Annotated in this window: 24 protein-coding genes and 1 tRNA gene; 17 read left to right on the top strand and 8 right to left on the bottom strand. The window is 73.8% G+C overall.

Going from position 1 to position 24818, the window contains the following annotated elements; all coding sequences use genetic code 11:
* Positions 1 to 44: 44 nt before the first annotated feature.
* Positions 45 to 1289: a DNA polymerase IV gene (gene dinB, locus BLT67_RS00715; protein ID WP_092664814.1), complete on the top strand. Its 1245-nt coding sequence runs from the start codon at positions 45 to 47 to the stop codon at positions 1287 to 1289.
* A gap of 16 nt (positions 1290 to 1305) precedes the next feature.
* On the opposite strand, the gene BLT67_RS00710 is transcribed toward dinB, so the two are convergent.
* Entirely contained in the window at positions 1306 to 1548 is a 243-nt protein-coding gene (locus tag BLT67_RS00710) for a PspC domain-containing protein (RefSeq protein ID WP_092664811.1), read from the bottom strand.
* Between the two features lie 106 nt (positions 1549 to 1654).
* Positions 1655 to 1740 (bottom strand) — tRNA-Leu (locus tag BLT67_RS00705).
* A gap of 89 nt (positions 1741 to 1829) precedes the next feature.
* Here BLT67_RS00705 and BLT67_RS00700 point away from each other — a divergent pair.
* Genes BLT67_RS00700 through BLT67_RS00690 form a run of 3 tightly spaced genes read left to right on the top strand, consistent with a single transcriptional unit; the run spans position 1830 to position 5225 of the window.
* The gene (locus BLT67_RS00700; protein ID WP_231945527.1) at positions 1830 to 3122 is read left to right on the top strand and encodes a M20/M25/M40 family metallo-hydrolase; all 1293 of its coding nucleotides are present in this window, start codon (positions 1830 to 1832) and stop codon (positions 3120 to 3122) included.
* Between the two features lie 7 nt (positions 3123 to 3129).
* Complete coding sequence (locus BLT67_RS00695; RefSeq protein WP_092664802.1) at positions 3130 to 3963, top strand: undecaprenyl-diphosphate phosphatase; 834 nt, start codon at positions 3130 to 3132, stop codon at positions 3961 to 3963.
* Complete coding sequence (locus BLT67_RS00690) at positions 3960 to 5225, top strand: hypothetical protein (protein WP_092664799.1); 1266 nt, start codon at positions 3960 to 3962, stop codon at positions 5223 to 5225. Before BLT67_RS00695 ends, BLT67_RS00690 begins: the two co-directional genes overlap by 4 nt.
* A gap of 6 nt (positions 5226 to 5231) precedes the next feature.
* Here BLT67_RS00690 and BLT67_RS00685 read toward each other — a convergent pair whose 3' ends face one another.
* On the bottom strand, positions 5232 to 6218 hold the full coding sequence (locus tag BLT67_RS00685; protein ID WP_231945525.1) for a PAC2 family protein: 987 nt from the start codon (positions 6216 to 6218) through the stop codon (positions 5232 to 5234).
* Positions 6219 to 6320: 102 nt separating this feature from the next.
* Here BLT67_RS00685 and BLT67_RS00680 point away from each other — a divergent pair, with 102 nt between their 5' ends.
* From BLT67_RS00680 to BLT67_RS00635, 10 genes are all read left to right on the top strand, one after another.
* Positions 6321 to 6998 (top strand): HAD family hydrolase, encoded by a 678-nt coding sequence (locus BLT67_RS00680; RefSeq protein WP_231945524.1) that lies wholly within the window; start codon positions 6321 to 6323, stop codon positions 6996 to 6998.
* A complete protein-coding gene (locus BLT67_RS00675) occupies positions 6995 to 8026 on the top strand; it encodes a tRNA (adenine-N1)-methyltransferase (RefSeq protein ID WP_407922508.1) in 1032 nt (343 codons plus the stop codon). The genes BLT67_RS00680 and BLT67_RS00675 overlap by 4 nt, the downstream gene beginning before the upstream one ends.
* Before the next feature lie 30 nt (positions 8027 to 8056).
* The gene (locus BLT67_RS00670; protein WP_092664793.1) at positions 8057 to 9034 is read left to right on the top strand and encodes an FKBP-type peptidyl-prolyl cis-trans isomerase; all 978 of its coding nucleotides are present in this window, start codon (positions 8057 to 8059) and stop codon (positions 9032 to 9034) included.
* A gap of 26 nt (positions 9035 to 9060) precedes the next feature.
* The gene (locus BLT67_RS00665; protein ID WP_092664790.1) at positions 9061 to 10092 is read left to right on the top strand and encodes a helix-turn-helix transcriptional regulator; all 1032 of its coding nucleotides are present in this window, start codon (positions 9061 to 9063) and stop codon (positions 10090 to 10092) included.
* Positions 10089 to 11036 carry a helix-turn-helix transcriptional regulator gene (locus BLT67_RS00660; protein ID WP_092664787.1) on the top strand — a complete coding sequence of 316 codons (948 nt, stop codon included), beginning with the start codon at positions 10089 to 10091 and terminating at the stop codon, positions 11034 to 11036. Before BLT67_RS00665 ends, BLT67_RS00660 begins: the two co-directional genes overlap by 4 nt.
* Before the next feature lie 145 nt (positions 11037 to 11181).
* Positions 11182 to 11391: a twin-arginine translocase TatA/TatE family subunit gene (tatA, locus tag BLT67_RS00655; protein WP_092664784.1), complete on the top strand. Its 210-nt coding sequence runs from the start codon at positions 11182 to 11184 to the stop codon at positions 11389 to 11391.
* A 3-nt stretch (positions 11392 to 11394) separates the two neighbouring features.
* Positions 11395 to 12180, top strand: coding sequence for a twin-arginine translocase subunit TatC (gene tatC / locus BLT67_RS00650; protein WP_231945523.1), 786 nt, complete (start codon positions 11395 to 11397; stop codon positions 12178 to 12180).
* Entirely contained in the window at positions 12177 to 14609 is a 2433-nt protein-coding gene (locus tag BLT67_RS00645) for a DEAD/DEAH box helicase (RefSeq protein WP_092664781.1), read from the top strand. The genes tatC and BLT67_RS00645 overlap by 4 nt, the downstream gene beginning before the upstream one ends.
* Positions 14606 to 16204: an apolipoprotein N-acyltransferase gene (lnt, locus tag BLT67_RS00640; protein WP_092664777.1), complete on the top strand. Its 1599-nt coding sequence runs from the start codon at positions 14606 to 14608 to the stop codon at positions 16202 to 16204. Before BLT67_RS00645 ends, lnt begins: the two co-directional genes overlap by 4 nt.
* A complete protein-coding gene (locus BLT67_RS00635) occupies positions 16197 to 16925 on the top strand; it encodes a glycosyltransferase (RefSeq protein WP_157674082.1) in 729 nt (242 codons plus the stop codon). Before lnt ends, BLT67_RS00635 begins: the two co-directional genes overlap by 8 nt.
* A gap of 41 nt (positions 16926 to 16966) precedes the next feature.
* Here the strand turns inward: BLT67_RS00635 and BLT67_RS00630 are convergent, their stop codons facing one another.
* The 3 genes from BLT67_RS00630 to BLT67_RS00620 are packed head-to-tail and all read right to left on the bottom strand — an operon-like array spanning position 16967 to position 19458.
* Entirely contained in the window at positions 16967 to 17716 is a 750-nt protein-coding gene (locus BLT67_RS00630) for a glycerophosphodiester phosphodiesterase family protein (RefSeq protein WP_092664771.1), read from the bottom strand.
* The gene (locus BLT67_RS00625) at positions 17713 to 18984 is read right to left on the bottom strand and encodes an SPFH domain-containing protein (RefSeq protein WP_172801951.1); all 1272 of its coding nucleotides are present in this window, start codon (positions 18982 to 18984) and stop codon (positions 17713 to 17715) included. Before BLT67_RS00625 ends, BLT67_RS00630 begins: the two co-directional genes overlap by 4 nt.
* A 15-nt stretch (positions 18985 to 18999) precedes the next feature.
* Entirely contained in the window at positions 19000 to 19458 is a 459-nt protein-coding gene (locus BLT67_RS00620; protein WP_231945522.1) for an NfeD family protein, read from the bottom strand.
* Between the two features lie 111 nt (positions 19459 to 19569).
* Between BLT67_RS00620 and BLT67_RS00615 the strand changes: the two genes are divergently transcribed.
* Genes BLT67_RS00615 through BLT67_RS00605 form a run of 3 tightly spaced genes read left to right on the top strand, consistent with a single transcriptional unit; the run spans position 19570 to position 22806 of the window.
* A complete protein-coding gene (locus BLT67_RS00615) occupies positions 19570 to 20409 on the top strand; it encodes an SDR family oxidoreductase (RefSeq protein WP_092664769.1) in 840 nt (279 codons plus the stop codon).
* Complete coding sequence (locus tag BLT67_RS00610) at positions 20409 to 22415, top strand: S9 family peptidase (protein ID WP_092664766.1); 2007 nt, start codon at positions 20409 to 20411, stop codon at positions 22413 to 22415. The genes BLT67_RS00615 and BLT67_RS00610 overlap by 1 nt, the downstream gene beginning before the upstream one ends.
* A 10-nt stretch (positions 22416 to 22425) precedes the next feature.
* Positions 22426 to 22806, top strand: coding sequence for a VOC family protein (locus tag BLT67_RS00605; RefSeq protein ID WP_092664763.1), 381 nt, complete (start codon positions 22426 to 22428; stop codon positions 22804 to 22806).
* A 22-nt stretch (positions 22807 to 22828) separates the two neighbouring features.
* Here BLT67_RS00605 and BLT67_RS00600 read toward each other — a convergent pair whose 3' ends face one another.
* Complete coding sequence (locus BLT67_RS00600; RefSeq protein WP_092664759.1) at positions 22829 to 23884, bottom strand: phosphatase domain-containing protein; 1056 nt, start codon at positions 23882 to 23884, stop codon at positions 22829 to 22831.
* On the bottom strand, positions 23881 to 24798 hold the full coding sequence (locus BLT67_RS00595) for a diacylglycerol/lipid kinase family protein (protein ID WP_157674080.1): 918 nt from the start codon (positions 24796 to 24798) through the stop codon (positions 23881 to 23883). The genes BLT67_RS00600 and BLT67_RS00595 overlap by 4 nt, the downstream gene beginning before the upstream one ends.
* Positions 24799 to 24818: the final 20 nt, after the last annotated feature.

Here is a 24818-nt window from a genome sequence, read left to right as displayed (position 1 = left end):
GCGCGGCTCCCGGTCGCGTGGGCGCGCCGTGGGACGATGGATGCGTGAGCAAGCAGGACGGCTCGAACCGCCTCGTCTCGGGTCCCGAGGTCGACGACGCGACCGCGACGATCCTGCACGTCGACCTCGACGCGTTCTTCGCATCGGCGTCGCTGCTCGCGCGCCCCGACCTCGTGGGGCTGCCCGTCGTGATCGGCCACGACTCGTCGCGCTCGGTCGTGACGGCCGCGACGTACGAGGCGCGCAAGTACGGCGTGCACTCGGCGATGCCGATGGCGCGCGCGCTCCGGCTGTGCCCCCGCGCGGTCGTGCTCGAGCCCGACTTCCGGCTCTACGCCCGGCTGTCCGCGCACGTCATGGGGATCCTCGACGACACGTCGCCCGACGTCGAGCGGCTCGGCATCGACGAGGCGTTCGTCGGCATCGCAGGTCTGCGGCGCCTCGCGGGCGGGGCGAACCGCATCGGCCCCGCGCTCCGGGCGCGCATCCGCGCCGAGACGGGCCTCGTCGCCTCGATCGGCGCCGCCGGCACGAAGTACGTCGCGAAGCTCGCCTCCTCGCGCGCGAAGCCCGACGGGATGCTCGTCGTGCCCGACGACGCGGTCGTCGGCTTCCTGCACCCGCAGCCCGTCTCGGCGCTGTGGGGCGTGGGCCCGAAGCAGCAGGAGCGGCTCGCCCGCTACGGGCTGCACACGGTCGCCGACGTCGCGCACACGCCCGAGGAGCGGCTCCAGGCGTGGTTCGGCGAGGCGACCGGCCGCCACCTCGCCGCGCTCGCGTGGGGCCGGGACGCGCGCTCGGTCGAGGAGCGCGGGCACGAGCAGTCCTTCGGCCACAACCACACCTTCTTCCGCGACGTGACCGATCCCGCCGAGCTGCGCGGCGAGATCCTGCGGCTCGGCACGGGCGTCGGCCGACGGCTGCGCGACGCGGGCGTGCAGGGCCGCACCGTCACGCTCACGGTGCGCTTCCACGACTTCCGCACGATCACGCGCTCGCGCACCCTGCCCGAGGCGACCGACGTCACGCGCGTGATCGTGGAGACGGCGTGGTCGCTGCTCGACCAGCTCGGCCCCATCGGCCCGGTGCGGCTCGTCGGCGTGCGGGCGAGCTCGGTGCAGGACGCCGCCGACCACGGCCTGCTGTGGGACGACAGCGAGACGTGGGGGAGCGCGGAGCGTGCGATGGATGCGGTGCACGACCGCTTCGGCGCGGCCGCGGTCGCCCCGGCGAGCATGCTGCGGCGCGAGCGGAAGCGCGAGGACACGGGGCCCTCGGGCGGGGACTGAGGTCGGGTGGGGTGCGTCAGCGCCGCCCGCGACCGAGCCAGCGCTCGAGCGGGATCGAGCCGGACTGGTTCGGCGTCAGGATCCAGACGACGGCGTAGACGCCCCAGCCGAGCACGGGGAGCGCGAAGAGCAGGAGGGTGACGAGGCGGACGATCCACACGTTGATGCCCGTCTTCGCTGCGATGCCGCCGCAGATGCCGGCGAGCAGTCGGGCGGGGCCGCGGCGGAAGCCGGCGCGGCGGATGCTGTCGAAGACCATGGCGGCAGGCTAGCCGCGCGAGCCGGGAGCGCGCTGGGGAGTGCCGACCGCAACCGCCCGGGAACGGCTCGAGGCCCGGGAGCATCTGCTTCCGGGCCTCGATCTGTGCGCGAGGGGGGACTTGAACCCCCACGCCCTAATACGGGCACTAGCACCTCAAGCTAGCGCGTCTGCCAATTCCGCCACCCGCGCAAGGTGTCGGACCACTTGGTGGGCCGATCAACGACTCTAGCACGGCCCGAGCGCGCTCGATGACCACGCCGGGCGGCTAGCCTTGCCTGGTGACCGACGGACTGACTCGAACTGCGCGCATCGCGAGGGACCTCATCCGGATCGACACCCAGAACTGGGGCGGCGGCCGCTCGAGCGGCGAGGCGGAGGCCGCGGCCTACGTCGTCGAGGCGCTCGCAGCGATGGGCGTCGCGAGCGAGACGTTCGAGGCCGCGCCCGGCCGCACGAGCGTCGTCGCGCGCATCGAGGGCACCGATCCGTCGCTGCCGCTGCTCGTCGTGCACGGGCACCTCGACGTCGTGCCGGCCGACGCGAGCGAGTGGAGCGTCGACCCCTTCGAGGGCGTCGTGCGCGACGGCATGCTGTGGGGCCGCGGAGCGGTCGACATGAAGCAGATGGACGCGATGATCCTCGCCGCCCTCGAGCGCATCCTGACCTCCGGCCGGCGCCCGCGTCGCGGCCTCGTGGTGGCGTTCTTCGCCGACGAGGAGGCCGGCGGCGCGTTCGGCTCGCAGTGGCTCGTGCGCAACCACCCCGACCTCTTCGCGGGCGCGACCGAGGCGATCAGCGAGGTCGGCGGCTACTCGATCGAGATCGAGGGCCGCCGCGCCTACCTGCTGCAGACCGCGGAGAAGGCGCTGCAGTGGATCCTGCTGCGAGCGCGCGGCACCGCGGCGCACGGATCGCAGCACATGCGCGACAACGCCGTCACCGCCCTCGCGCGCGCCGTCGCCGCGGTGGGCGAGCACGAGTTCCCGGTCGAGCTCACCGACACCACCCGCGAGCTCATCGCCCGCGTCGCCGAGCTGCTCGGCGCCGAGGACGACGACCCGGATGCGGTGGCTGAGCGCACGGGCACGGTCGCGCGCTTCCTGCGCTCGAGCCTGCGCCACACCGCCAACCCCACGCAGCTCGACGCGGGCTACAAGCACAACGTCATCCCCTCGGTCGCCGAGGCCCGGATCGACGTCCGGCCGCTGCCGGGCCGCGAGCGCGAGGCGATCGACGGCATCCGCGCCCTCGTGGGCGACGCGATCGAGGTCGAGCTCGTGCACGGCGACGTCGGCCTCGAGCAGCCCTTCTCGGGCCCGCTCGTCGAGGCGATGACCGCGGCGCTCGGCCGCCACGACCCGGGGGCGGCGGTGCTGCCGTACATGCTCTCGGGCGGCACCGACAACAAGGCGCTCTCCGAGCTCGGCATCGCCGGCTACGGGTTCGCGCCGCTGCGGCTCACGCCCGAGCTCGACTTCGCCGCCATGTTCCACGGCGTCGACGAGCGCGTGCCGCTCGACGCCCTCGACTTCGGCACCGACGTGCTCGAGGACCTGCTGCTCACCTACTGAGAGACCCATGGACTGGCTGATCGCGATCTTCCTCGGGGCCCTGCAGGGCGCCACCGAGTTCCTGCCCATCTCCTCGAGCGCGCACCTGCGCATCGCGGGCATCTTCCTGCCCGGCGCCGAGGACCCGGGCGCGACGTTCACCGCGATCACCCAGATCGGCACCGAGCTCGCGGTGGTGATCTTCTTCTGGAAGGACATCACCCGCATCATCGGCAAGTGGTTCCAGCAGTTCTCGGGCAAGGCCGACCGCCAGGACCCCGACGTGAAGATGGGCTGGCTCGTGATCATCGGCACGATCCCGATCGTGCTCGCGGGCGTGCTGTTCCAGGACCTCATCCGCGACCAGCTGCGGAGCCTCTGGATCACCGCGACCGTCCTGATCGTCTTCGGCCTCGTCCTCGGCGCCGCCGACCTCCTGGGGCGCCGCATCAAGACCCTCGAGACGACGACCTACCGCGACGGTCTGCTGATCGGCGTCGCCCAGGTGCTCGCGCTCATCCCGGGCGTCTCGCGCTCGGGCGCGACCGTCACGATGGGCCGCGCGCTCGGCTACCAGCGCCCCGCGGCCGCGAAGTACGCGTTCTTCCTCGCCGTGCCCGCCGTCTTCGGCGCCGGCATCTACGAGACCATCCAGGCGCTTCGCGAGCCGACCTCGGTCGGGCTCGGGATGGGTCCCACGATCCTCGCGACCGTCGTCGCGTTCGTCGTCGGCATCGCCGTCATCAAGTGGCTCATGGCGTGGATCTCGCGGCGGAGCTTCCTGCCGTTCGTCGTCTACCGCATCGTGCTCGGCACGCTCCTGCTCGTCGCGCTCGCCGCCGGCTGGATCGACGCGCTGTGAGGTCGTGGGAGCGGCCGTCGGTGCCGTCGCTCGCCGAGCTCGGCCACGGCGAGGGGCAGCTGCCGAGCGTGCACGACGTGCGCACCGACGCGCGCGTCGTGCTGCCCGACGGACCCGTCGCATCCATGTACACGTGCGGCATCACGCCCTACGACGCGACGCACCTCGGGCACGCGTTCACCTACCTCGCGTTCGACACGCTCACGCGCGTGTGGCTCGACGCGGGCGTCGAGGTGCGCACGGCGATGAACTCGACCGACGTCGACGACCCGTTGCTCGAGCGCGCTGCGCGCGACGGCGTCGACTGGCGGCGGCTCGCCGAGCAGCAGCAGGAGCTCTACCGGCAGGACATGGCGGCGCTGCGCATCCTGCCGCCGGATCGCTGGATCGCCGTGACCGAGCGCATCGCGCCGATCGCGCAGGCGGTGCAGCGGCTGCTCGAGACGGGCGACGCCTACCGGCTCCCCGCACCCGACGCCGAGGGCGGGGGCGAGGACGTGCTCTTCGACACGACCCGCGAGCGCGCGTTCCGCATGGGCGCGGGCAGCCGCACCGACGAGGCCGAGATGCTCGAGCTGACCCGCGAGTTCGGCGGCGACCCCGACCGCCCCGGGAAGCGGTCGCCGCTCGACCCGCTGCTGTGGCGCGCCGAGCGGCCGGGGGAGCCCGCGTGGGACTCGCCGGTCGGCCGCGGGCGCCCCGGCTGGCACGTCGAGTGCACCGTCATCGCGATGGACGAGCTCGGCGCGCCGTTCACGGTCGCCGCGGGCGGCCGCGACCTGCGCTTCCCGCACCAGGAGATGCAGGGCCACCACGCGATCGCGCTCGGCGCACCGCTCTTCAGCCGCGCGCGGCTCAACGCGGGCCTCGTCGCGTTCGAGGGCGAGAAGATGTCGAAGTCGCTCGGCAACCTCGTGCTCGTCTCGGCGCTGCTGCGGGCCGGTGCGCGCCCCGCGGCGCTGCGGCTCGCGCTGCTGGCGCACCACTGGCGCGACGACTGGGAGTGGTTCCCGCACGAGCTCGAGGAGGCCGAGCGCCGCCTCGACCGCTGGCTCGCGTGGTCCGTGACGCCCGATGACGACCCGTCGCACGCGGACTCGGTCGTCCCGTGGCTGCGCGTGACCCTCGCCGACGACCTCAACACCCCCGCGGCGCTGCAGGCGGTCGACGCCTTCATCGCGCGCGCGCCGGCCGACGAGGCGAGCATCGCCGCGATCGACGCGCTGCTCGGCATCGACCTGCGGAGCGTGCCCGCACGCTGAGGCGGCTCAGACGGGCGGCGCGTCGTCCTCGGGCTGCTCGCCCGGCTCCTCCGGGTCCTCGCCGCGCGGCGCGTCGGGGCGCTGCGGCTCGGTGCCGCGCACCGGGCCCTGGCGCGGAGAGGGCTGGGAGCGCAGGAACCGCTCGAACTCGTGGGCGAGCGCCTCGCCGGAGGCCTCGGGGCTCTCGACCGCGTCGCGCTGCTCCTCGAGCTTGCCGATGTAGGCGCGCATGTCGTCGTCGCGCTCGGTGATCTCGTCGATCCCGCGCTCCCACTCGCCCGCCTGCTCGGGCAGGTCGCCGAGCGGGATCGTCACGTCGAGCATCTCGGAGAGCCGGTCGAGCAGCGCGATGACGGCCTTCGGCGCGGGCGCGTTGTGCACGTAGTGCGGCACCGATGCCCACAGCGACGCGGTCTCGATGCCCGCCTCCTGCGCGAGGAGCGACAGGACGCTCATGATGCCGGTCGGGCCCTCGTACTCGCTCTGCAGCACGCCCAGGCGCGACTGCAGCACGCGGCTGTCGCTCGAGACCGCGGTCGAGATCGGCCGCGAGTGCGGCACGTCGGCGAGCATCGCCCCGACGAACACGATCGCGTCGATCTCGCAGCCGCGCGCGATCTCGAGGAACTCCGCGGCGAACGCCGTCCAGTTGCGGCTCGGCTCGGCGCCGACGACCGCGAAGAGCTCGCCCTCGTTGCCCGTCGAGACGTCGAGGCCCGCGTCGTCCGCGAGCGACGTGCGGCCGGAGGGCCGGGTCGGCGCGTAGGCGATCGTCGCGGGCCACTGCAGCGCGCGCGTGCCGTCGTCGAGCGTGCGGATGACCGGGCGGTGGAGCGCGAAGTCGACGTACTCGTCGGGCTCGATCTCGTCGAACGCCTCGAGCTCGCACGCCTCGATGAGCCGGCGCACCGCGCTGCTGGCCGCGTCGCCCGCGTCGGTCCAGCCCTCGAACGCGACGACCATGATCCGGCCCTCGATGGGTCCTCGTGCCACCCCCGGCACCTCCTCACGTCGAACGCCCACTCTACGCCGCCGACCCCCGGCCGTCCGCTGGTCCGGGGCGGGGCGGATGCGCGCCGCCGCTAGGCTTCTGCGGTGACCTCCCGAGCCCCTGCCGCCGTGCTGTTCGACATGGACGGCACCCTCATCGACACCGAGCCGCTGTGGATGGCGGCGGAGGCGCGCCTCGCCGCCGAGCACGGCATCCCGTGGGGCCCCGAGCAGGCCGAGGCGCTCGTCGGCGTCGACCTGTGGGACGGCGCCCGCGTCTTCCAGTCGCTCGGGGTGCCCATGCACGAGGACGCGATCGTCGAGCGGCTCGTCGGCGAGGTGCTCGCCGGCATCGGCGACGACCTGCCGGCGCGGCCGGGCGCCATCGAGCTGCTGCACGAGCTGCTCGAGCACGACGTGCCGGTCGCCCTCGTCACGATGTCGACGCGCGACCTCGTCGACCGCGTCGAGGCCTCGCTCGCGGCGCGCCTCGGACGCGCGCCCTTCCAGGCGACGGTCGCGGGCGACGAGTGCCGCCAGGGCAAGCCCCACCCCGAGCCCTACCTGCGCGGCCTCGAGCTGCTCGGCGTCGAGGCCGCGGGCTCGATCGCGATCGAGGACTCGTTCCACGGCGCCCGGAGCGCCCTCGCCGCCGGGCTCACGACGATCGGCGTGCCGCACGCTGTCGACGTCTCGCAGCTGCCCGGCGTCGTGCACTGGCCCACGCTCGCGGGGCGCACGGTCGCCGAGCTCGCGGATGCCGTGCTCGAGGTGCGCGCATGATGGGCAGGACCGGCCCCCTCCAGTGGGGCGACGTCGTGCAGCTCACCGGGCCGAAGCAGCGCATGTACACGATCGTCCTCACCGAGGGGAAGCAGTTCGGCACGCAGCACGGCGCCGTGCCGCACGCCGAGCTCGTCGGGCTCGAGGACGGCTCGCTCGTGACGGTCGGGGAGGCCGGCTACCTCGCGATCCGCCCGCTGCTGCACGACTACGTCATGTCGATGCCCCGCGGCGCCGCGATCATCTACCCGAAGGACGCGTCCCACATCGTGGGCTTCGCCGACATCCACCCCGACCTCACCGTCGTCGAGGCGGGCGTCGGCTCGGGCGCGCTCTCGCTGTGGCTGCTGCGGGCGCTGCACGGCACGGGCAGGCTCGTCTCCTTCGAGCGGCGCGAGGAGTTCCGGGATGTCGCGGAGGCGAACGTCACCGGCTTCTTCGGCGAGCGGCCCGCCAACTGGGAGACGGTGCTCGGCGACCTCGCCGACGAGCTCGACCAGCACGTGCCCGACGGCGGGGCCGACCGGGTGCTGCTCGACATGCTCGCGCCGTGGGAGTGCGTCGACGCGACCGCCCGCGCGCTGCGACCCGGCGGGCTCGTGCTCTGCTACGTCGCGACGGTGACCCAGCTCTCGCGCACCGTCGAGGCGATCCGCGCCGACGGGCGCTTCACCGCGCCGAAGTCGACCGAGACGCTCGTGCGCGGCTGGCACGTCGAGGGCCTCGCCGTCCGGCCCGACCACCGCATGGTCGCGCACACCGGCTTCCTCATGACGGCGCGCCGCGTCGCCGACGGGGTCGAGCTGCCCTCCTTCCGCCGCCGCGCGGCGAAGGCCGACTTCGCCGAGGCCGACATCGAGGCGTGGACCCCGGGCGCGCTCGGCGACCGCGTGCCGAGCGACAAGCGCGCGCGGCGCGCCCGGCGCGACGCCCAGCGGCAGGCCGACGCCATCGCTGCCGGCGGGCGCGACGCGGCCGCCGAGCCGAGCGCCGCCGGGCCGGACGCCGCCGGCGCGCCGATAGACTGACCGCGCATCCCGACCCCGAAAGGCAATGCTGTGCGCACACGCCCTCTCACGATCGCCGCGCTCGTCGTCGCGGCGGCCGGCCTCACCGCCTGCCAGGCGCCCGCGACCAGCCTCGACGGCTGCACGCCGCAGCTGCAGCCGGGCGCCGCATCCGAGCAGGTCTCCGTCGAGCGGGGCGAGGGTGCACCGACGGTCGAGTTCGAGCGCCCGCTCGTGAGCGAGGGCGACCAGGTCTCGCACCTCGGCGGTGCGGGCGAGCGCGTCGACGAGGGCGACATCGTCGACGCCGACTACGTCGTCTACTCGGGCAAGACCGGCGATGAGATCACGAGCTCGTACGCCACGAGCGACGAGCAGCGCCCCGCCGAGCCGCTGCGGCTCGCGGCCGGCGGCGAGACCGCGCTCAGCCAGGCGGTCGAGTGCGCCGCGCCGGGCTCGAGCGTCGTGCTCACGACGACCGTCGAGACGCTGTTCGGCCCGAGCGCGTCGTCGCCGATGCTCGACATCGCGCCCGCCGACACCGCGGTCGTCGTGCTCGACGTCACCGGCGTGCACCCCGGCCGCGCCGAGGGCAACGCGCGCCCCGGCCAGCAGGGCATGCCGGCGATCGCCCTCGCGACCGACGGGCGACCCGGCGTGACGTTCCCCGGCAGCCCCGCCCCCGAGGACCTCACCGTCATGCAGAGCATCGAGGGCACGGGCGAGGAGGTCGCCGAGGGCGACACGATGCTGCTGCACTACACGGGCATCGTCTGGGAGACCGAGGAGGTCTTCGACTCGTCCTGGGAGCGAGGCACGCCCACCGTCATGACGGTCGACGACGCCAACCTGATCCCGGGCTTCGTCGACGCCGTCGTCGGCCAGCCGATCGGCAGCCAGGTCGTCGTCTCGATCCCGCAGGAGCTCGGCTACAACGACCCCGCGACGCGCCCCGCGTCCATCGGCGAGGGCGAGCACCTGCTGTTCGTCATCGACATCCTCGACCGCATCGAGCCCGCCGCCGGCTGAGCCGTCGGCGTCACGGCGGCGTCCTGATGGCCAGGATCGAGGCGGAGGAGCGGCAGTTCTCGCTGCTGCTCGCGCTCGTCGACACCCGGGCGGGCGTCACGAAGCAGGAGCTCTTCGAGCGCGTCGCCGGCTACCAGGGCCAGCCCGCGGGCGACGCGCTCGAGCGCATGTTCGAGCGCGACAAGGACGCCCTGCGCGAGCTCGGCATCGTGATCGACGTCGTGCAGCCGCCCGGCGACGACAGCAACCACGACGCGCGCTACCGCGTGCTCGACGGCGTGCTCGGCGATCCGGCCGAGCTGCAGTTCGACGCCGACGAGCGCGACCTGCTCGACCTCGCGCTGCGCGTGTGGCACGAGGGCGGCCTCACCGAGGAGGCGCAGCGCGCGGCGCTCAAGCTGCGCGCCGACCCGGAGTTCCGCGGCGGGCTGCCGCTCGAGCGCACGCCCGGGCGCAGCGTCGAGCCGGCGCCGACCGCGAGCCCAGCCGCCATCCTGCAGCCGCGCCAGCGCCCGCGCGAGAGCGCGTTCCAGGCGCTCAAGCGGGCCGCCGACCGCAGACGCGAGGTGGTCTTCGACTACCTCAAGCCCGGCGAGCGCGAGCCCCGTACCCGCACGGTGCAGCCGTGGGCGACGGTGCTCTTCCGCGGGCGATGGATGCTCGTCGGGCACGACCTCGGCGCGGACGCCCCCCGCACGTTCCTCATGCAGCGCATCGTCTCGCCCGTCAAGGACCGCGCGGCGAAGCGCCCTTTCGAGGCGCCCGCCGATGCGGCGGCGACGGCCCTCGCGAAGCTCGAGGAGATCTGGGCCTCGGCGACCGTCGGCGTCCACGCCGTGCCGGGCAGCGACGCCGACATCCGGCTGCGCCACCGGCCGGGCACCGCGGAGGAGGACGGCCTGCTCGTCATCCACCACGCCGACCGCCACCTCATCGCCGACGAGCTCGCCGGCTTCGGCGCCGACGTGGCCGTCGCGTGGCCCGACGAGCAGCGCGAGCTCGTGCGCGAGCGCCTCGAGCGCATCCGCGACGCGCACGCCGAGGAGGAGCCCCGATGAGCACCGGCCGCGTGGAGCGGGGCATCGGCCTGCTGCTCTCGCTCATCCAGTACGCCACCGCATCCGGGTCGGTCTCGGTGCAGGAGGCAGCGGCGCACTTCGACGTGCCCGAGGCGCGCATCCGCGAGGCCGTGCAGCGGGTGTTCATGTCGGGCGTGCCCGACGGCGCGGGCGACTTCATCCGCTTCGACATCGACTTCGACGCGTTCGAGGAGCAGGACCTCATCTCGGTCACGCAGCGCCCGGCGTTCGAGGACGAGTCGGTGCGGCTCTCGCCGCGCGAGGCGAGCGCCCTCATCGCGGGGCTCTCCCTCGTCGCCGGCTACACGGGCGCCGATCCCGCGCGCGTCGAGACGCTGCGCGACAAGCTGCGCCGCGCCACGACCCACGGCGCGGAGACCGTCGCGGTCGACGCCCTCGCGGTGCCGCGCGCCGCGCAGCTCGTCCGCGACGCGATCCGCGATCGGCGCGTGCTCACGATCGACTACCGCAAGCCCGACGAGGGCTCGCAGCGACGCCGCGTCGCGCCGCTGCGGCTCGACCTGCGCGAGGGCCAGGTCTTCGTCGAGGGCGTCGACCTCGACCGGCAGGGGCTCCGCACCTACCGCCTCGACCGCATCGAGTCGGTCGAGCCCTCGACCGACGCGTGGCCGGATGCGCTGCCCGAGCGGGAGCGCACGGTCGCGGGACGCGCCCACGTCGTCGCGACGCTTGCCGCGGCCGCGATGCTGCGCGACTACGCGGCCTCCGAGCCCGTCGCGCTGGGCGACGGCCGCGTGCGGCTCGAGATCGAGGTGTGGAGCGAGGCGAGCGTGCTGCGCGCGGTCGCCTCGTGCGGCGGCGACGCCGAGATCGTCGCGCCCGCGAGCCTGCGCCGCGCGATGCACCGGTTCGCCGTCGAGGCGCTCGGCGCGGCCGAGCGCGCGGCCGCCCCCGGCGCCTGACCGCCCGGCGCCTGACCCTCCCGGCGCCCGTGCACGACTGAGCGCGCGCCTGAGCGGATGCGCTCATCGGCGCGGTAGGATGGACGACGACCGAGGCACTGGCCGGCCGAGACACTGGCCGACCGAGAACGGGCGAGGGGCGATCATGGGTGGATTCTTTGGCAATGCGGCATCGCATTGGTGGATCATCCTGCTCATCGTCATCCTCATCTTCGGGGCGGCGAAGCTGCCGGCGCTCGCGCGCAGCATCGGCCAGTCGGTCAACATCCTGAAGAAGGAAGTCAAGGACGGCTCGAAGGACGAGGCGACGGCGCCGGAGTCGGACGACCCCGCCTCGAGCACCGACCGGAAGTAGCCGATGGCCCGCAAGGGGCGCACGGCTGATCGCGACGGCCGGATGCGGCTCGGCGAGCACCTCCGCGAGTTCAAGCGCCGCTTCTACATCTCCGCCGCGGCGATCGTCGCGGCGGCGATCGGCGGCTTCTTCCTCGCGAAGCCCGTGCTCTACCTGCTGAGCGCGCCGCTCGACGACCTCAAGGCCGCGGGGCTCGAGGTCGACCTCAACTTCACGAACATCACGCAGGCGTTCGACGTGCAGATGCGCATCGGCTTCATGCTCGGCCTCATCATCGCGAGCCCCGTGTGGATCTGGCAGCTGCTCGCCTTCGTCGTCCCGGCGCTGCGCACGGTCGAGCGGCGCTACGTCTTCGGCTTCATCGCCGCCGCGGTGCCGCTGTTCGCCGGCGGCTGCGCGACGGGCTGGTTCGTGCTGCCGCGCATCATCCGCCTCTTCGTCGGCTTCGCGCCCGACGGCTTCACGGCCTTCCTCGGCGCATCCGACTACTGGGACTTCTCGCTCAAGCTCGTCTTCGCGGTCGGCGTCGCCTACGTGCTGCCGCTCGTGGTGGTCTTCCTCAACCTCGCGGGCATCGTCGAGGGGCGCACGATCCTGGGGGGCTGGCGCTGGGCCGTGCTGGTCGCGACCCTCTTCGGCGCCTTCGTCACCCCTGCGGGCGAGGTGCTGAGCATGTTCATCATCGCGGTGCCGATGGTCGTGCTCTACTTCGCCGCGACGGGCATCGCGCTCCTCGTCGACCGACGCCGGGCCAAGCGCGAGCGCCGCGCCGCCGAGGTGCGGGCATGAGCGCGGAGGCGCGCGCGACGATCGCGACCGACGCGTTCGCCCGCGCGATGCCGTTCGGGCTCGACCCGTTCCAGCGCGAGGCGTGCGAGGCGATCGAGGCGGGCTCGAGCGTGCTCGTCGCGGCCCCGACCGGCGCCGGCAAGACCGTCGTCGCCGAGTTCGCGATCCACCTCACGATGCAGGCGCCCACGGGCCGCGTCGTCTACACGACGCCGATGAAGGCGCTCTCGAACCAGAAGTTCCGAGAGCTCACCGAGGTCTACGGCGCGGCCGACGTCGGGCTCCTCACCGGCGACACGTCGATCAACGGCGACGCGCGCATCGTCGTCATGACGACCGAGGTGCTGCGCAACATGCTCTACGAGGGGCGCGACCTCTCGCAGCTCGAGTACGTCGTGATGGATGAGGTGCACTACCTCGCCGACCGGTTCCGCGGAGCGGTGTGGGAGGAGGTCATCATCCACCTGCCGAGGCACGTGAGGCTCGTCTCGCTCTCGGCGACCGTCTCGAATGCCGAGGAGTTCGGCGCGTGGCTCGACGCCGTGCGCGGCGACACGAAGGTGATCGTGAGCGAGCACCGGCCCGTGCCGCTCGACGCGCACGTGCACATCCGCGACCGCCTCGTCGACCTCTTCGACTCGAAGGCGGGGGAGGAGTCGCACCGGCCGAGCCGCGAGCTGATGGAGCTCGCCCGCGGCACCGACATCGCCGACTCCGCGGCTCGGGGCCACCGCGACCGCGGCGGACACAACCGCTACCGCTCGCGCCGCCCGCAGCGCGGCGGCCGGCGACCCGGCGGCGGCTTCGGCGGCCCGCCGCGCGTCGACCGCGTCGAGCTCATCGACCTGCTCGACCGCAACGAGATGCTCCCGGCGATCGACTTCATCTTCTCGCGCGCCGGATGCGACGCGGCGGTGCGGCAGGTCGTCGACGGCGGCGTGCGCCTCACGACGCCCGAGGACCGCGCCGAAATCCGCGCGATCGTCGACGAGCGCACGCGGCTGCTCGACGACGCCGACCTCGGCGTGCTCGGCTACTTCGACTGGCGCGACGGCCTCGAGCGGGGCGTCGCCGCCCACCACGCGGGCCTCCTGCCCGTGTTCAAGGAGGTCGTCGAGGAGCTCTTCCGCGCGCGCCTGCTCAAGGTCGTGTTCGCGACGGAGACCCTCGCGCTCGGCATCAACATGCCGGCCCGCACCGTCGTGCTCGAGCAGCTCGAGAAGTTCAACGGCGAGGCGCGCGTGCGCATCACGCCGGGGGAGTACACCCAGCTCACCGGCCGCGCCGGCCGACGGGGCATCGACACCGAGGGCCACGCGGTCGTGATCTGGAACGGCCGGCTGCAGCCCGTCGAGGTCGCCTCGCTCGCGTCGCGCCGCACCTACCCGCTGCACTCGAGCTTCAGCCCCACCTACAACATGGCGGTCAACCTCGTCGACCGCCTCGGCGTCGCGGGCACGCGCGAGGTGCTCGAGACGTCGTTCGCGCAGTTCCAGGCCGACCGCTCGGTCGTGCAGCTCGCGCGCCGCGTCGTCGACCAGCGCGCGAGCCTCGCCGGCTACGCCTCGTCGATGACGTGCCACCTGGGCGACTTCACCGAGTACGCGGCGCTCCGCCGAGAGGCGAGCGACCTCGAGCGCGACGCGCAGCGCAAGGACCTCGGCCACGGCGAGCACGACGCGCTCCAGCGGCAGCTGCAGTCGCTGCGGCGCCGCATGCGGCAGCACCCCTGCCACGCGTGCCCCGACCGCGAGCAGCACGCGCGCTGGGGCGAGCGCTACTGGCGCCTGCGCCGCGACATCGAGAAGGCCGAGCGGCAGATCGACCGCCGCACCGGCGCGATCGCGCAGACCTTCGACCGCATCACCGAGGTGCTGCGCGAGCTCGACTACCTCGAGGAGACCGAGGACGGCACGCACGTCACGGCCGCCGGCGAGGTGCTGCGCCGCATCTACGGCGAGCGCGACCTGCTGACGGCCGAGAGCATCCGCCGCGGGCTGTGGACGGGGCTCGACGCCGCCGGGCTCGCCGCGCTCGCGTGCGCGCTCGTCTTCGAGGGGCGCCGCGACGAGGGCATGCTGCCCGAGCGGATGCTGCCGAAGGGCCCCTTCCTCGACGCCCTCGACGCGACCCAGACGCTCTGGGCGAGGCTCGACGACCTCGAGCAGGCGCACCGCATGCCCGGCACCGAGCCCCTGCAGACGGGGCTCACCCTCGCGATGCACCGATGGGCGCGCGGCTACCCGCTCGACGGCGTGCTGCGCGACACCGAGCTCGCCGCGGGCGACTTCGTGCGCTGGACGAAGCAGACGATCGACCTGCTCGAGCAGATCGAGCAGGTCGCGCCAAAGCGCCTCGCGCGCACGGCTCGGGATGCGGTGGACGCGATCCGCCGCGGCGTCGTGGAGTCGTCGGGATCGGCCCAGTGACCGCACCCTCCAACCCCATCAGCGGGGCCGGCATCCAGCCGCGCCCCGCGCGCACGCGCGCCCGCGCGCCGCTGCCGACGGCGTACGCGTGGGCCGCGGCGATCCTCGCCGGCGCCATCATGCCCTTCGCCTTCCAGCCCGTGGGTTGGTGGCCGCTCATCGTGCCCGCCGTCGCCCTCGCGATGCTCGCGCTGCGGGGCCGTCGGCTCGGCGCGGCGTTCGCCCTGGGCCTCACGACCGGCGGCCTCTTCTTCCTGCTCCACATCCAGTGGATCACCGTGTACCTCGGCCCCGTGCCGCTCATCGCCCTCACCGCCTGGATGGCGATCTGGTGGGGGTTCGGCGGCGTCGTGCTCGCGCTCGCGTGGCGATGGGCGGAGCCGCGCGCCCGCGGTCCCCTCGGCGCGTTCGCCGCGATGCCGCTGCTGCTCGCGGGGCTCTGGACCCTCCGCGAGTCGCTCTCCTCGACCGTGCCGTGGGGCGGGTTCGCGTGGGGCAGGCTCGCGCACTCGCAAGCGGCCAGCCCGCTCGCCGACACGACGAGCTGGGTCGGCTTCACGGGCCTGACGTTCCTCGTCGCGGCGCTCTCGGCGCTGACCGTGCAGCTCGTGCTGCACCACCGCACGATGCTGCGCCGCCGCCTCACGCTCGGCGCCGCCGCGGTGATCCTCGCGGTCGCGATCCCGGCGTTCCCCGTCGAGCAGACCGGCACGATCCGCGTCGGCGCGGTGCAGGGCGACAGCGAGGCGGGCCTGCTCGCGCCCTACACGCCGGGCGAGATCCTGCAGCAGCACGTCGACGCGACGGCCGCGCTCGAGGGCGAGCAGCTCGACCTGCTGGTGTGGCCCGAGAACGCGGCGGAGTTCTACGCCGACGAGTCGCCGGCGACGATGGCCGTGCTCGACCGGGTCGCGAGCGAGTTCGACGCGCCCCTCGTCGTCGGCACCGTCACGCGCGACGGCGAGGACACCTACAACGCCCTGCTGCAGGTCGAGCCCGGCGAGGGCGTCGTCGCCGAGTACCGGAAGCGGCATCCCGTGCCGTTCGCCGAGTACCTGCCCTCGCGCGCCTTCTTCGAGCCGGTGCTCGACGCGCTCGGCTTCCTCGAGCTCATCCCGCGCGACTTCTCGATCGACCCCTCGAGCGCGAACGCCTTCGACGTCGCGGGCGTGCACGCCGGGCTCGCGATCTGCTTCGACATCATCGACGACTCGCTCGCCCGCGAGATGGTGCTCGACCACGGCGCCGAGATCATCCTCGCGCCCACCAACAACGCCGACTTCGGCGAGGGCTCGCCCGAGAACGTGCAGCAGCTCGCCATCGCCCAGCTGCGCGCCGCCGAGGCCGGGCGCGCCGTGGTCAACATCTCGACCGTGGGCACGAGCGCCATGATCGGGCCCGACGGCGCGATCATCGACCGCCTGCCGCAGTATGCGCCCGGTGCCATGCTGGAGGACCTCCCGCTGTCGTCGACGGTCACGCCGGGCATCCGGCTGGGAGGATGGATCGAGTGGGCGCTGTGCGTCGGCAGCGCTCTCGCGCTGGCCGGCTTCGGCATCGCCCGCGCCCGACAGCGGAAGGATGCGGATGCCTGACGTCATGATCGTCGTGCCGACCTACGACGAGATCGAGGGTCTCGAGCGCACGGTCGGCCGCCTGCGGCAGTCGGTGCCGCACGCCGAGCTGGTGATCATCGACGACGGCAGCCCCGACGGCACGGGCGAGCTCGCCGACCGCCTCGCGAAGGCCGACGCCGGCACGCTCGTCATCCACCGCACCGAGCGCGGCTACCGCTCGGCGGTCATCGAGGGGATGCGCTTCGCGATGTCGCGCGGAGCCACGCGGGTCGTCGTCACCGACGCAGACGGCTCCTACGACGCCGACGGCCTGCCCGAGCTGCTCGCGGTCTCGCAATCCGGCGTCGACCTCGTGATCGGCTCGCGATTCGTCGAGGGCAGCGACGTGCGGAACATGGGCCCGCGTCGCCGCTGGGCCGCGCAGATCGGCAACGCCTACGCGCGCGCGATGCTCTCGACGGGCGTCAAGGACCTCACGAGCAGCCTGCGCGTCTACCGCACGCGCATCCTCGAGCGGATCGACCTCGACGCGATCGAGGTCGACGCCTACGCATTCCAGATCGCGATGGCCGTGCGGGTCGCGCAGGCGGGCGGCACGATCGCAGAGGTGCCGATCGGCTTCATCGAGCGCGCGGTCGGGTCGTCGAAGATGCGCGTGTTCGAGGAGCTCGCGACGCTCGGCGCCGTCACCAAGTGGGGCCTCTCGGGCGTGCGCGCGCTGCCGAAGCCGCCGCGCTGAGCAGCCGCTGACGGGCACCGCCCGACGTCGGCCGCCGCCGCTCAGCGCCGGTCGACGAGCGGCAGCGCGAGGTCGCAGCGGTCGGTGACGATGCCGTCGACGCCGATCTCGAGCAGCTCCTCCATCTCGGCGAGGTCGTTGATCGTCCACACGTGCACCTCGACGCCCGCGCGGCGGAACGCGGCGACGCTGCGCTCGGTCACGAGCTCGATCCCGCGGTGCCGTCGCGGCACCTGCAGCGCGACGACCGGCGCGAGGACGCGCTCGAGCGGCCCGCGGAGGCCGAGCCGCTGCGCGGCGAGCGCGCGCACGACGATCGCCTGCGATGCGCTCGTCGCGACCTCCGGCAGCAGCTGCTGGGCCTGACGGCGGCGGCGCTCCGAGAAGGAGGTCACGAGCACGCGGTCGACCGCCTTCGCCTCGACGATCGCGCGCACGGCCGGCGCGACCGCCGCATCCGACTTGAGGTCGATGTTCCACTTCGCATCCGGCAGCGCGAGCAGCGCCTCGCGCAGGCCGGGCACCGTCGCGCCCTGGCCGAGGTCGATGCCCTGCAGGTCGCGCCACAGCGTCTGCTCGATCACGACGTCGCGGCCCGCGACGCGGTCGAGGCTCGGGTCGTGCGCGATGACCGCGACGCCGTCGGCGGTCGCGTGCACGTCGGTCTCGAGGAACGTCGCGCCCGCGTCGACGGCGGCGATGAACGCGAGCATCGTGTTCTCGGGTGCGCCGACGGCGAGCCCCCGGTGTGCGAGCACACGCGGGGGCGTCGGCGTCAGGAAGGGGGTCACGCGTGCCGCGGCCCGCCCTCGGGGCTGTCGAAGCTGCCCTGGCCGTAGCCGGGCTCGGCGGGCGGCACGTCGACGTCGGGCGCGTCGGCCTTGGCCTCGCGGGCCGAGTCGAGCGCGTCGCCCAGGTCGGTGTCGGGCACCTCGTCGGCGAGCGACGTCTGCGACGAGACCTGCTCGGTCGAGCCGGCGCCCTGGGGGTCGATGCCGCTCGCCTGGAGCGTCTCGGCGATCGAGGGCACCTCGACGTCGGAGACCGAGTCGGCCTGGAACGTCTCGTCGAGGATCGACGGCTCGGCCGAGTCGTCCTCGCGCTTCGGCTTCTGGAACGGCACCTGGGCGCGGCCCTCGAAGAACCCGCGGCCGACGCCCTGCAGCGCATCCGTGAGCTCCGACGGGATGATCCAGAGCTTGTTCGCGTCGCCCTCGGCGAGCTTCGGGAGGGTCTGGAGGTACTGGTACGCCAGCAGCTTGTCGTCGGCGTCGCCCTCGTGGATGGCGGCGAACACGCGCTCGATCGCCTCCGACTCGCCCTTGGCGAGCAGCACCTGCGCCTCGGCGTCACCCTTGGCGCGCAGCACCTGGGCCTTGGCCTGGCCCTCGGCGCGGAGGATCTCCGACTGGCGGAGTCCCTCGGCCTCGAGGATCTGCGACTGCTTCGAGCCCTCGGCGGTGAGGATCGCGGCGCGGCGGTCGCGCTCGGCGCGCATCTGCTTCTCCATCGAGTCCTGGATGGAGTGGGGCGGGTCGATCGCCTTGAGCTCGACGCGGCTCACGCGCAGGCCCCACTTGCCGGTGGCCTGGTCGAGCACCTGGCGCAGCTGGCCGTTGATCGTGTCGCGGCTCGTGAGCGCCTCCTCGAGGTTCATGCCGCCGACGACGTTGCGGAGCGTCGTCGTCGTGAGCTGCTCGACGGCCGAGAGGTAGTCGGCGATCTCGTAGGTCGCGGCGCGAGCGTCGGTGACCTGGAAGTAGACGACCGTGTCGATCGAGACGACCAGGTTGTCCTCGGTGATGACCGGCTGCGGCGGGAACGACCGCACCTGCTCGCGCATGTCGACGTGGTACGCGACCCGGTCGATGAAGGGGACGAGGAAGTTGAGGCCGGGCTGCAGCACCTTGTGGAAGCGGCCGAGCCGCTCGACCACGCCGGTGAATCCCTGCTTGATGATCCTGATCGACCTGAAGAGCGTGACGAGCACGAACAGGACGACCAGGGCCACGACGACGAGCAGGAAGGCTCCGAGGATGAATCCTCCGTCGAGGGGCATGAGGGGCTCCTTCGGTTATCGCTGGGCGGGGACGACGATGGCCGTCGCCCCCTCGATGGCGGTGACGACGATGCGCTCGCCGACGTCGGGATCCCGCGGCGGCACCGCGGGGGAGAGGCGGGCGGTCCAGACGTCGCCGTTGGCGAGGGTGACCTCGCCGGCGCCGCGCTCGAACGAGCGGGTGACCTCGCCGGCCATGCCCATGAGCGCCTCGATGCCCTGCTTGTTGATCTCGCCGGAGTCGTGCAGCCGGTGCAGCAGCTTGGGCCGCACGAGGAACAGCAGCAGCAGCGCCGCCGCGGCGGCGATCAGGATCTGCGCCCACCACGGCAGCCCGGTGATGCTCGAGACGAGCCCGACGACCGACGAGAGCCCGATCATGAGGAACGTGAACTCGAGCGTCACCATCTCGATGATGAAGCACACGAGCGCCACGACGAGCCACGCGATCCAGGCGTATTGGACGAGATCCACACGCCCAGCATATGGAGCGGCGGCTGGAGGGGTCGCGGGACGCGCCCACGGGTGCCGTCTCCGCACGACACGCCGGGCGCAGTAGTGTCGACGGGAACGTAAGGAGCCCCCGTGTCGAACCCCGCGTCGAACCCCGCGCCGAACGCCGAGCCGGACGCCCAGCCGAACCCCGCATCCGCCGCCCTCCAGCCCGGATCCCTCGCAGGGCGCACCGCCCTCGTGACGGGATCGAGCCGCGGCATCGGCGCCGCCACCGTCGCGCTGCTCGCGGGCGCGGGAGCCGACGTCGTCGTGAACTACCGCGCGAAGGCGCCGCGCGCCGAGAAGGTCGTCGCCGCCGCGAAGGAGCAGGGCGTCGAGGCGATCGCCGTGCAGGCCGACCTCACCGACCCAGCGAGCCTCGAGGCGATGTTCGCCGAGGCGGCCGCGCGCTTCGGCGGCCTCGACATCCTCGTGATGAACGCATCCGGCGGCATGGAGTCGGGCATGGGCGAGGACTACGCGATGCGCCTCAACCGCGACGCGCAGGTCGCGCTGCTCGAGGCGGCCCTGCCGGTGCTGCGCGACGGCGCGCGCGTCGTGTTCGTCACGAGCCACCAGGCGCACTTCATCCGCTCGACGCCGACGATGCCCGAGTACGAGCCGGTCGCGCTGTCGAAGCGCGCGGGCGAGGACGCGCTGCGCGAGCGCATCCCGCAGCTCGCGGAGCGCGGCATCGAGCTCGTCGTCGTCTCGGGCGACATGATCGAGGGCACGATCACCGCGACGCTCCTCGAGCGCGCGAACCCGGGCGCCATCGCCGGTCGTCGCGAGGACGCCGGCCGCCTCTACAACGTCGAGGAGTTCGCGCACGAGGTCGCGCTCGCAGCCGTCGAGCCCGTGCCCGCCGACAACACCCGCCTCGTGGGCGACGTCTCGGGCTTCGGCGACGCCGAGGGCAGGCGCGGCTGATGCGCGCCGAGGACATCGAGCAGCTCGTCACGCTCTCGCGCCCCGCGGTCGACCCGGCCGGCGAGTGGGCGATCGTCGCCGCCTCGCGGCCGAGCCTGCGGGCCAACCGCGCCGTGGGGCAGCTCTGGAAGGTCTCCCTCTCGGACGGCGCTCGGCGCCGGCTCACGGGCGGCGTCGCGGACTCCGCGCCGCGCCTCACGCCGGACGGCGCCACGGTCCTGTTCCTCCGCGCCGACGCCGACGACAAGGCGCAGGTGTGGGCGATGCGCGTCGACGGCGGCGAGCCCGCGCAGGCGACGGCGGCGCCCGGCGGCGTGCTCGAGTTCGCCGTCTCGCCGACGGGCGACCGCATCGCGTTCATCGCCTCGGTCGTCGAGCCCGGCCGCTACGGCTCCGTCGAGGGCGTGAGCCCCGCGCAGGAGCCCGCGCGCCTCATCACGCGCAACCGCAGCCTCGCGAACGGCGTCGGCAGCCTCGTGGGCCGGCACACCCACGTCTTCAGCGCCGAGCTGCCCGACCTCGACGCCGAGCCGCGCTACCGCCGTGCCGCGCATCCGCACGACGACGCCCGCACCGCCGACGACGCCCCCCACGCGCCCGCCGCCGTGCAGCTGAGCCACGGCGAGTTCGACCACTCCGCGCCCGTGTTCTCCATCGACGGCGAGCGCGTCCTGTGCGTCACCGCGCGGCACGACACGCGCGACGAGGATCTGCGCACCGCGGTCGTGGAGTTCGACGCGACGACCGCCTCCGGCGAGCCGCACACGATCCTCTCGTCGCGCGCCGGCCTCTCGGTCGACGAGGTGCTGCCGACCCCGGACGGCGGCTTCGTGCTGCTCGCGGGCAAGGTGGGGGAGTCGGGCCGCGACTTCGTCGCGCGCCACGTGCAGCTGTTCGTGCTCGAGCAAGCGGGCGCCCACCCCGAGGAGGTCACCGACGAGGCGACCGTCGACCTCGGCGAGGTCGGCAGCCACGCGACGGTCGTCGACGACGGCGTGCTCGTGCAGGAGCGCCGGCGCGGGCGCGTGCGCCTCATGCACGTCACCGGCGGCGGCTCGGACGAGCTCATCGGCGGCGACCTCGAGGTGCTCGGCCACGGCGTCGGGGCGGGCGTCACCGTCGCGACGGTGCGCACGCCGACGTCGATGGGCGAGGTCGCGGTGCTCGACGCGCAGGGCGTGCGCGTGCTCACCGACTTCGGCGCGCCGCTCCAGGCGACCGGCATCGTCGAGCCGACCGAGCACGAGTTCGCGGGCCGCGACGGCAGCCCCGTGCACGGCTGGGTGTGGGTGCCCGAGGGCGAGGGCCCGCATCCCGTACTCCTCAACATCCACGGCGGCCCGTTCGCGCAGTACGGCGTGGGCGTGTTCGACGAGGCGCAGGTCGCGGTCGCCGCCGGGTACGCGGTCGTGCAGTGCAACCCGCGCGGCTCGGCCGGCTACGGCCGCGAGCACGGCCTCGCGATCAAGCAGGCGATGGGCAGCGTCGACATGCACGACGTGCTCGACTTCCTCGACGCCGCGCTCGACGCGCATCCGCAGCTCGACCGCGAGCGGCTCGGCATCATGGGCGGCTCGTACGGCGGCTACCTCACGGCGTGGACGATCGCGCACGACCACCGCTTCGCCGCGGCGGTCGTCGAGCGCGGCTTCCTCGACCCCGAGTCGTTCGTCGGCACGAGCGACATCGGCTGGTTCTTCTCCGAGGAGTACACCGGCGCCGACGCGGATGCGATGCGAGCGCAGTCGCCGATGGCGCACGTCGGGCAGGTGCAGACCCCCACGCTCGTCGTGCACTCCGAGCAGGATTGGCGCTGCCCGCCCGAGCAGGCCCAGCGCTACTTCTCGGCGCTCAAGCGGGCGGGCGTCGAGACCGCGCTGCTGCTCTTCCCCGGCGAGGACCACGAGCTCACGCGCTCGGGCCAGCCCCGTCACCGCGTGGAGCGCTTCGAGCACATCCTCGCGTGGTGGGCGAAGCACCTGCCCACGCCCCAGAACCACCAGTAGGGGGCACCCGATGACGCTCGTGCAGGTCGCGCAGCGGGCGGTCGACCTCGACCGGGCGTCGCGCTGGTACGCGCGGCTGCTCGGCATCGATCCCGCCGCATCCTTCGACCCGCCGGGGCTCGTCTTCTTCGTGCTCGGCGACGTGCGGCTGCTGCTCGACCGCGGCGCGCCGTCGGCGCTCGTCTACCTGCGGGTCGACGACCTCGACGCGACGGTCGAGCGGCTGCGGGCGGACGGCGTGCCCGTCGTCACCGAGCCGCACGTCATCTTCACGCACGAGGATGCGACGCTCGGACCGGCCGGCACCGACGAGCGCATGGCGTTCGTGACCGACAGCGAGGGCAACACCGTCGGCCTCGTCGAGCACCGGCCGCGCACCGACGCCGCGTAGGCCTCGGGCGCCCACGCACGCCTCACGTCATCAAGCCGCTGGCCTCGTCGACGGCGCGCACGACCGCATCCCGCCCCTCGCGGTCGATGAGGCCGAGCTCGTGCGCGTGCCGCGCCGCGTCGTCGTAGGAGCTGTGGAAGCGGATGCCGGCAGCCTCGAGCCGCGAGCGCTCGTCGCCGACGACCTCGACGACCTCGTGGATGAGCACGGTCGTGACGAAGTCGGGGCCGCGGCGCAGCATCTCGGCGCCCACGTGCGCGTCGGCCTGGCCGCTGTCGCCGAGGAACAGGAAGCGGCACTCCGGGAACAGCGAGCGCTCGCGCTCGAAGTTCTGCAGCTTCCGCGCCTTGATCGACTTCTTCGTGAAGAGGTTGAGGAGCGACCCGCCGAGCACGGAGTGCGGCGGCAGCCCGAGCCCCGCGAGCGCGTTCCGCGTGTACTGCTCGATGAGGCCGCGCGGCCCCTCGGGGCGGGCGGTGACGAACGTCAGGTCGCCCGGTCGCGACGGCTCAGCGGCGCGGCCGCGGTCGAGCGCGTGCAGCAGCTCGACGACGCCCGGGTAGACGGTGCCGCGCGGGAAGCGGCGCTCGTGCAGCATCGCCTTGAGCGTGTCGTCGATGTCGCACAGGATGCGCAGGTCGTGGGAGGGCGCGTCGGCCGCCTCCGCGGCGATGTGCGCGAGCACCGCGTCGCGATCGGCGGGCACGAGCCGCTCGTAGACGACGTGCTCGAGGTCGTGCCGATCGCCCGTGGCGTTCAGCAGGTACTTCATGTCGCGGAACGGCTCGCCCGTGAGCGACAGGAGCATCGCGCGGATGCCGGAGGAGAGGATCGCGCTCAGCGGCAGGCGCCGCAGGGCGTGGATGACGCGCGCGCGCATCGCGGGGCTCAGCTCGTCGGCGCGCTCGACGCAGAGCAGCTGCACGAGCTCGCGCCGCTCGGCGCCGCGGAACAGGCCGACGACCGCGCTCCCGGCGATCGCCTCGACGGTGCGGTCGAGGTCGACGCGCTCGAGCACGCCCTCGAGCTCGCCGACGGGCGTCTCGCGCAGCTGGTGCAGTGCTTCGCTCGGCCTCACGACATCGATCCTGGCACTCGCACCCTGAGCGCCGCGCGATCGATGCGCGCGTCGAGCCGCGTGACGCGCCCCGCGGCATCCCCGTCGAGCTGCACGGGCAGCAGGTCGTCGACGCGCCCGAGCGTCACCCGCTCGGCGTCGCGGTGGCGCAGGATCCCCTCCGCGCGGGCGACGCCGGCGCCCGCCGCCGCGATGCGCCCCCAGTGCGCGAGATGGCGCGGGCTCACGGTCGCGACGTGCAGGAGGCCGTCGTCGAGCCGGGTGCCTGGCACGACCTGCAGCCCCGCGGGGATGCGCGCGGCGTTGTGCACGAGCACGCTCCACGCGTGCGCCGTCTCGACCGGGCCGCCGTCGAACCGGCCGCGCACGGCGAAGCTCGGCCCGCCCAGGCGCCGGGCGCCGAGCGCGATGTACGAGACCCAGCCGAGCCGCCGCTTGTGGCGCAGCGACGCGGCCTCGACGGCGAGCGCGTCGTGGCCGACGCCCGCGACCACGAGGAAGACGCGCTCCGGATCGCGGCTCCCGTCCGCGCGCGTCAGTGCGACGCGGCCGAGGTCGACGGATGCGTCACGGCCGCCGAGCGCGATGCGCGCGGCCGCGGCGGGGTCGCGCAGCGGCAGGTCGAGGTTCCGCGCGAAGAGGTTGGCGGTGCCGGCCGGCACGATGCCGAGCGCGGGACCGCCGCCGGCGAGCTCGGTCGCGACCTCCCGCACGGTGCCGTCGCCGCCGATCGCGACCACCGCATCCGCCCCCGAGGCGCGCGCCGCGCGTGCCTGCGGGCCGCCCGGCTCGGCGAGCGTCGTGGGCAGCACGTGCGCGTCGGCGCCGACCGCCGCGACCTCGCGCAGCACGGCGTCGACCGCGCGGGGGAAGCCGCGCGCCGACGGGTTGCCGATGATCGCGACCTGGAGCACGGCGCCAGCGTAGCCGCGCG

It is taken from the genome of Agrococcus carbonis (assembly GCF_900104705.1).
Taxonomy (GTDB): Bacteria; Actinomycetota; Actinomycetes; order Actinomycetales; family Microbacteriaceae; genus Agrococcus; species Agrococcus carbonis.
This window is presented reverse-complemented; position numbering and strand designations above follow the sequence as displayed.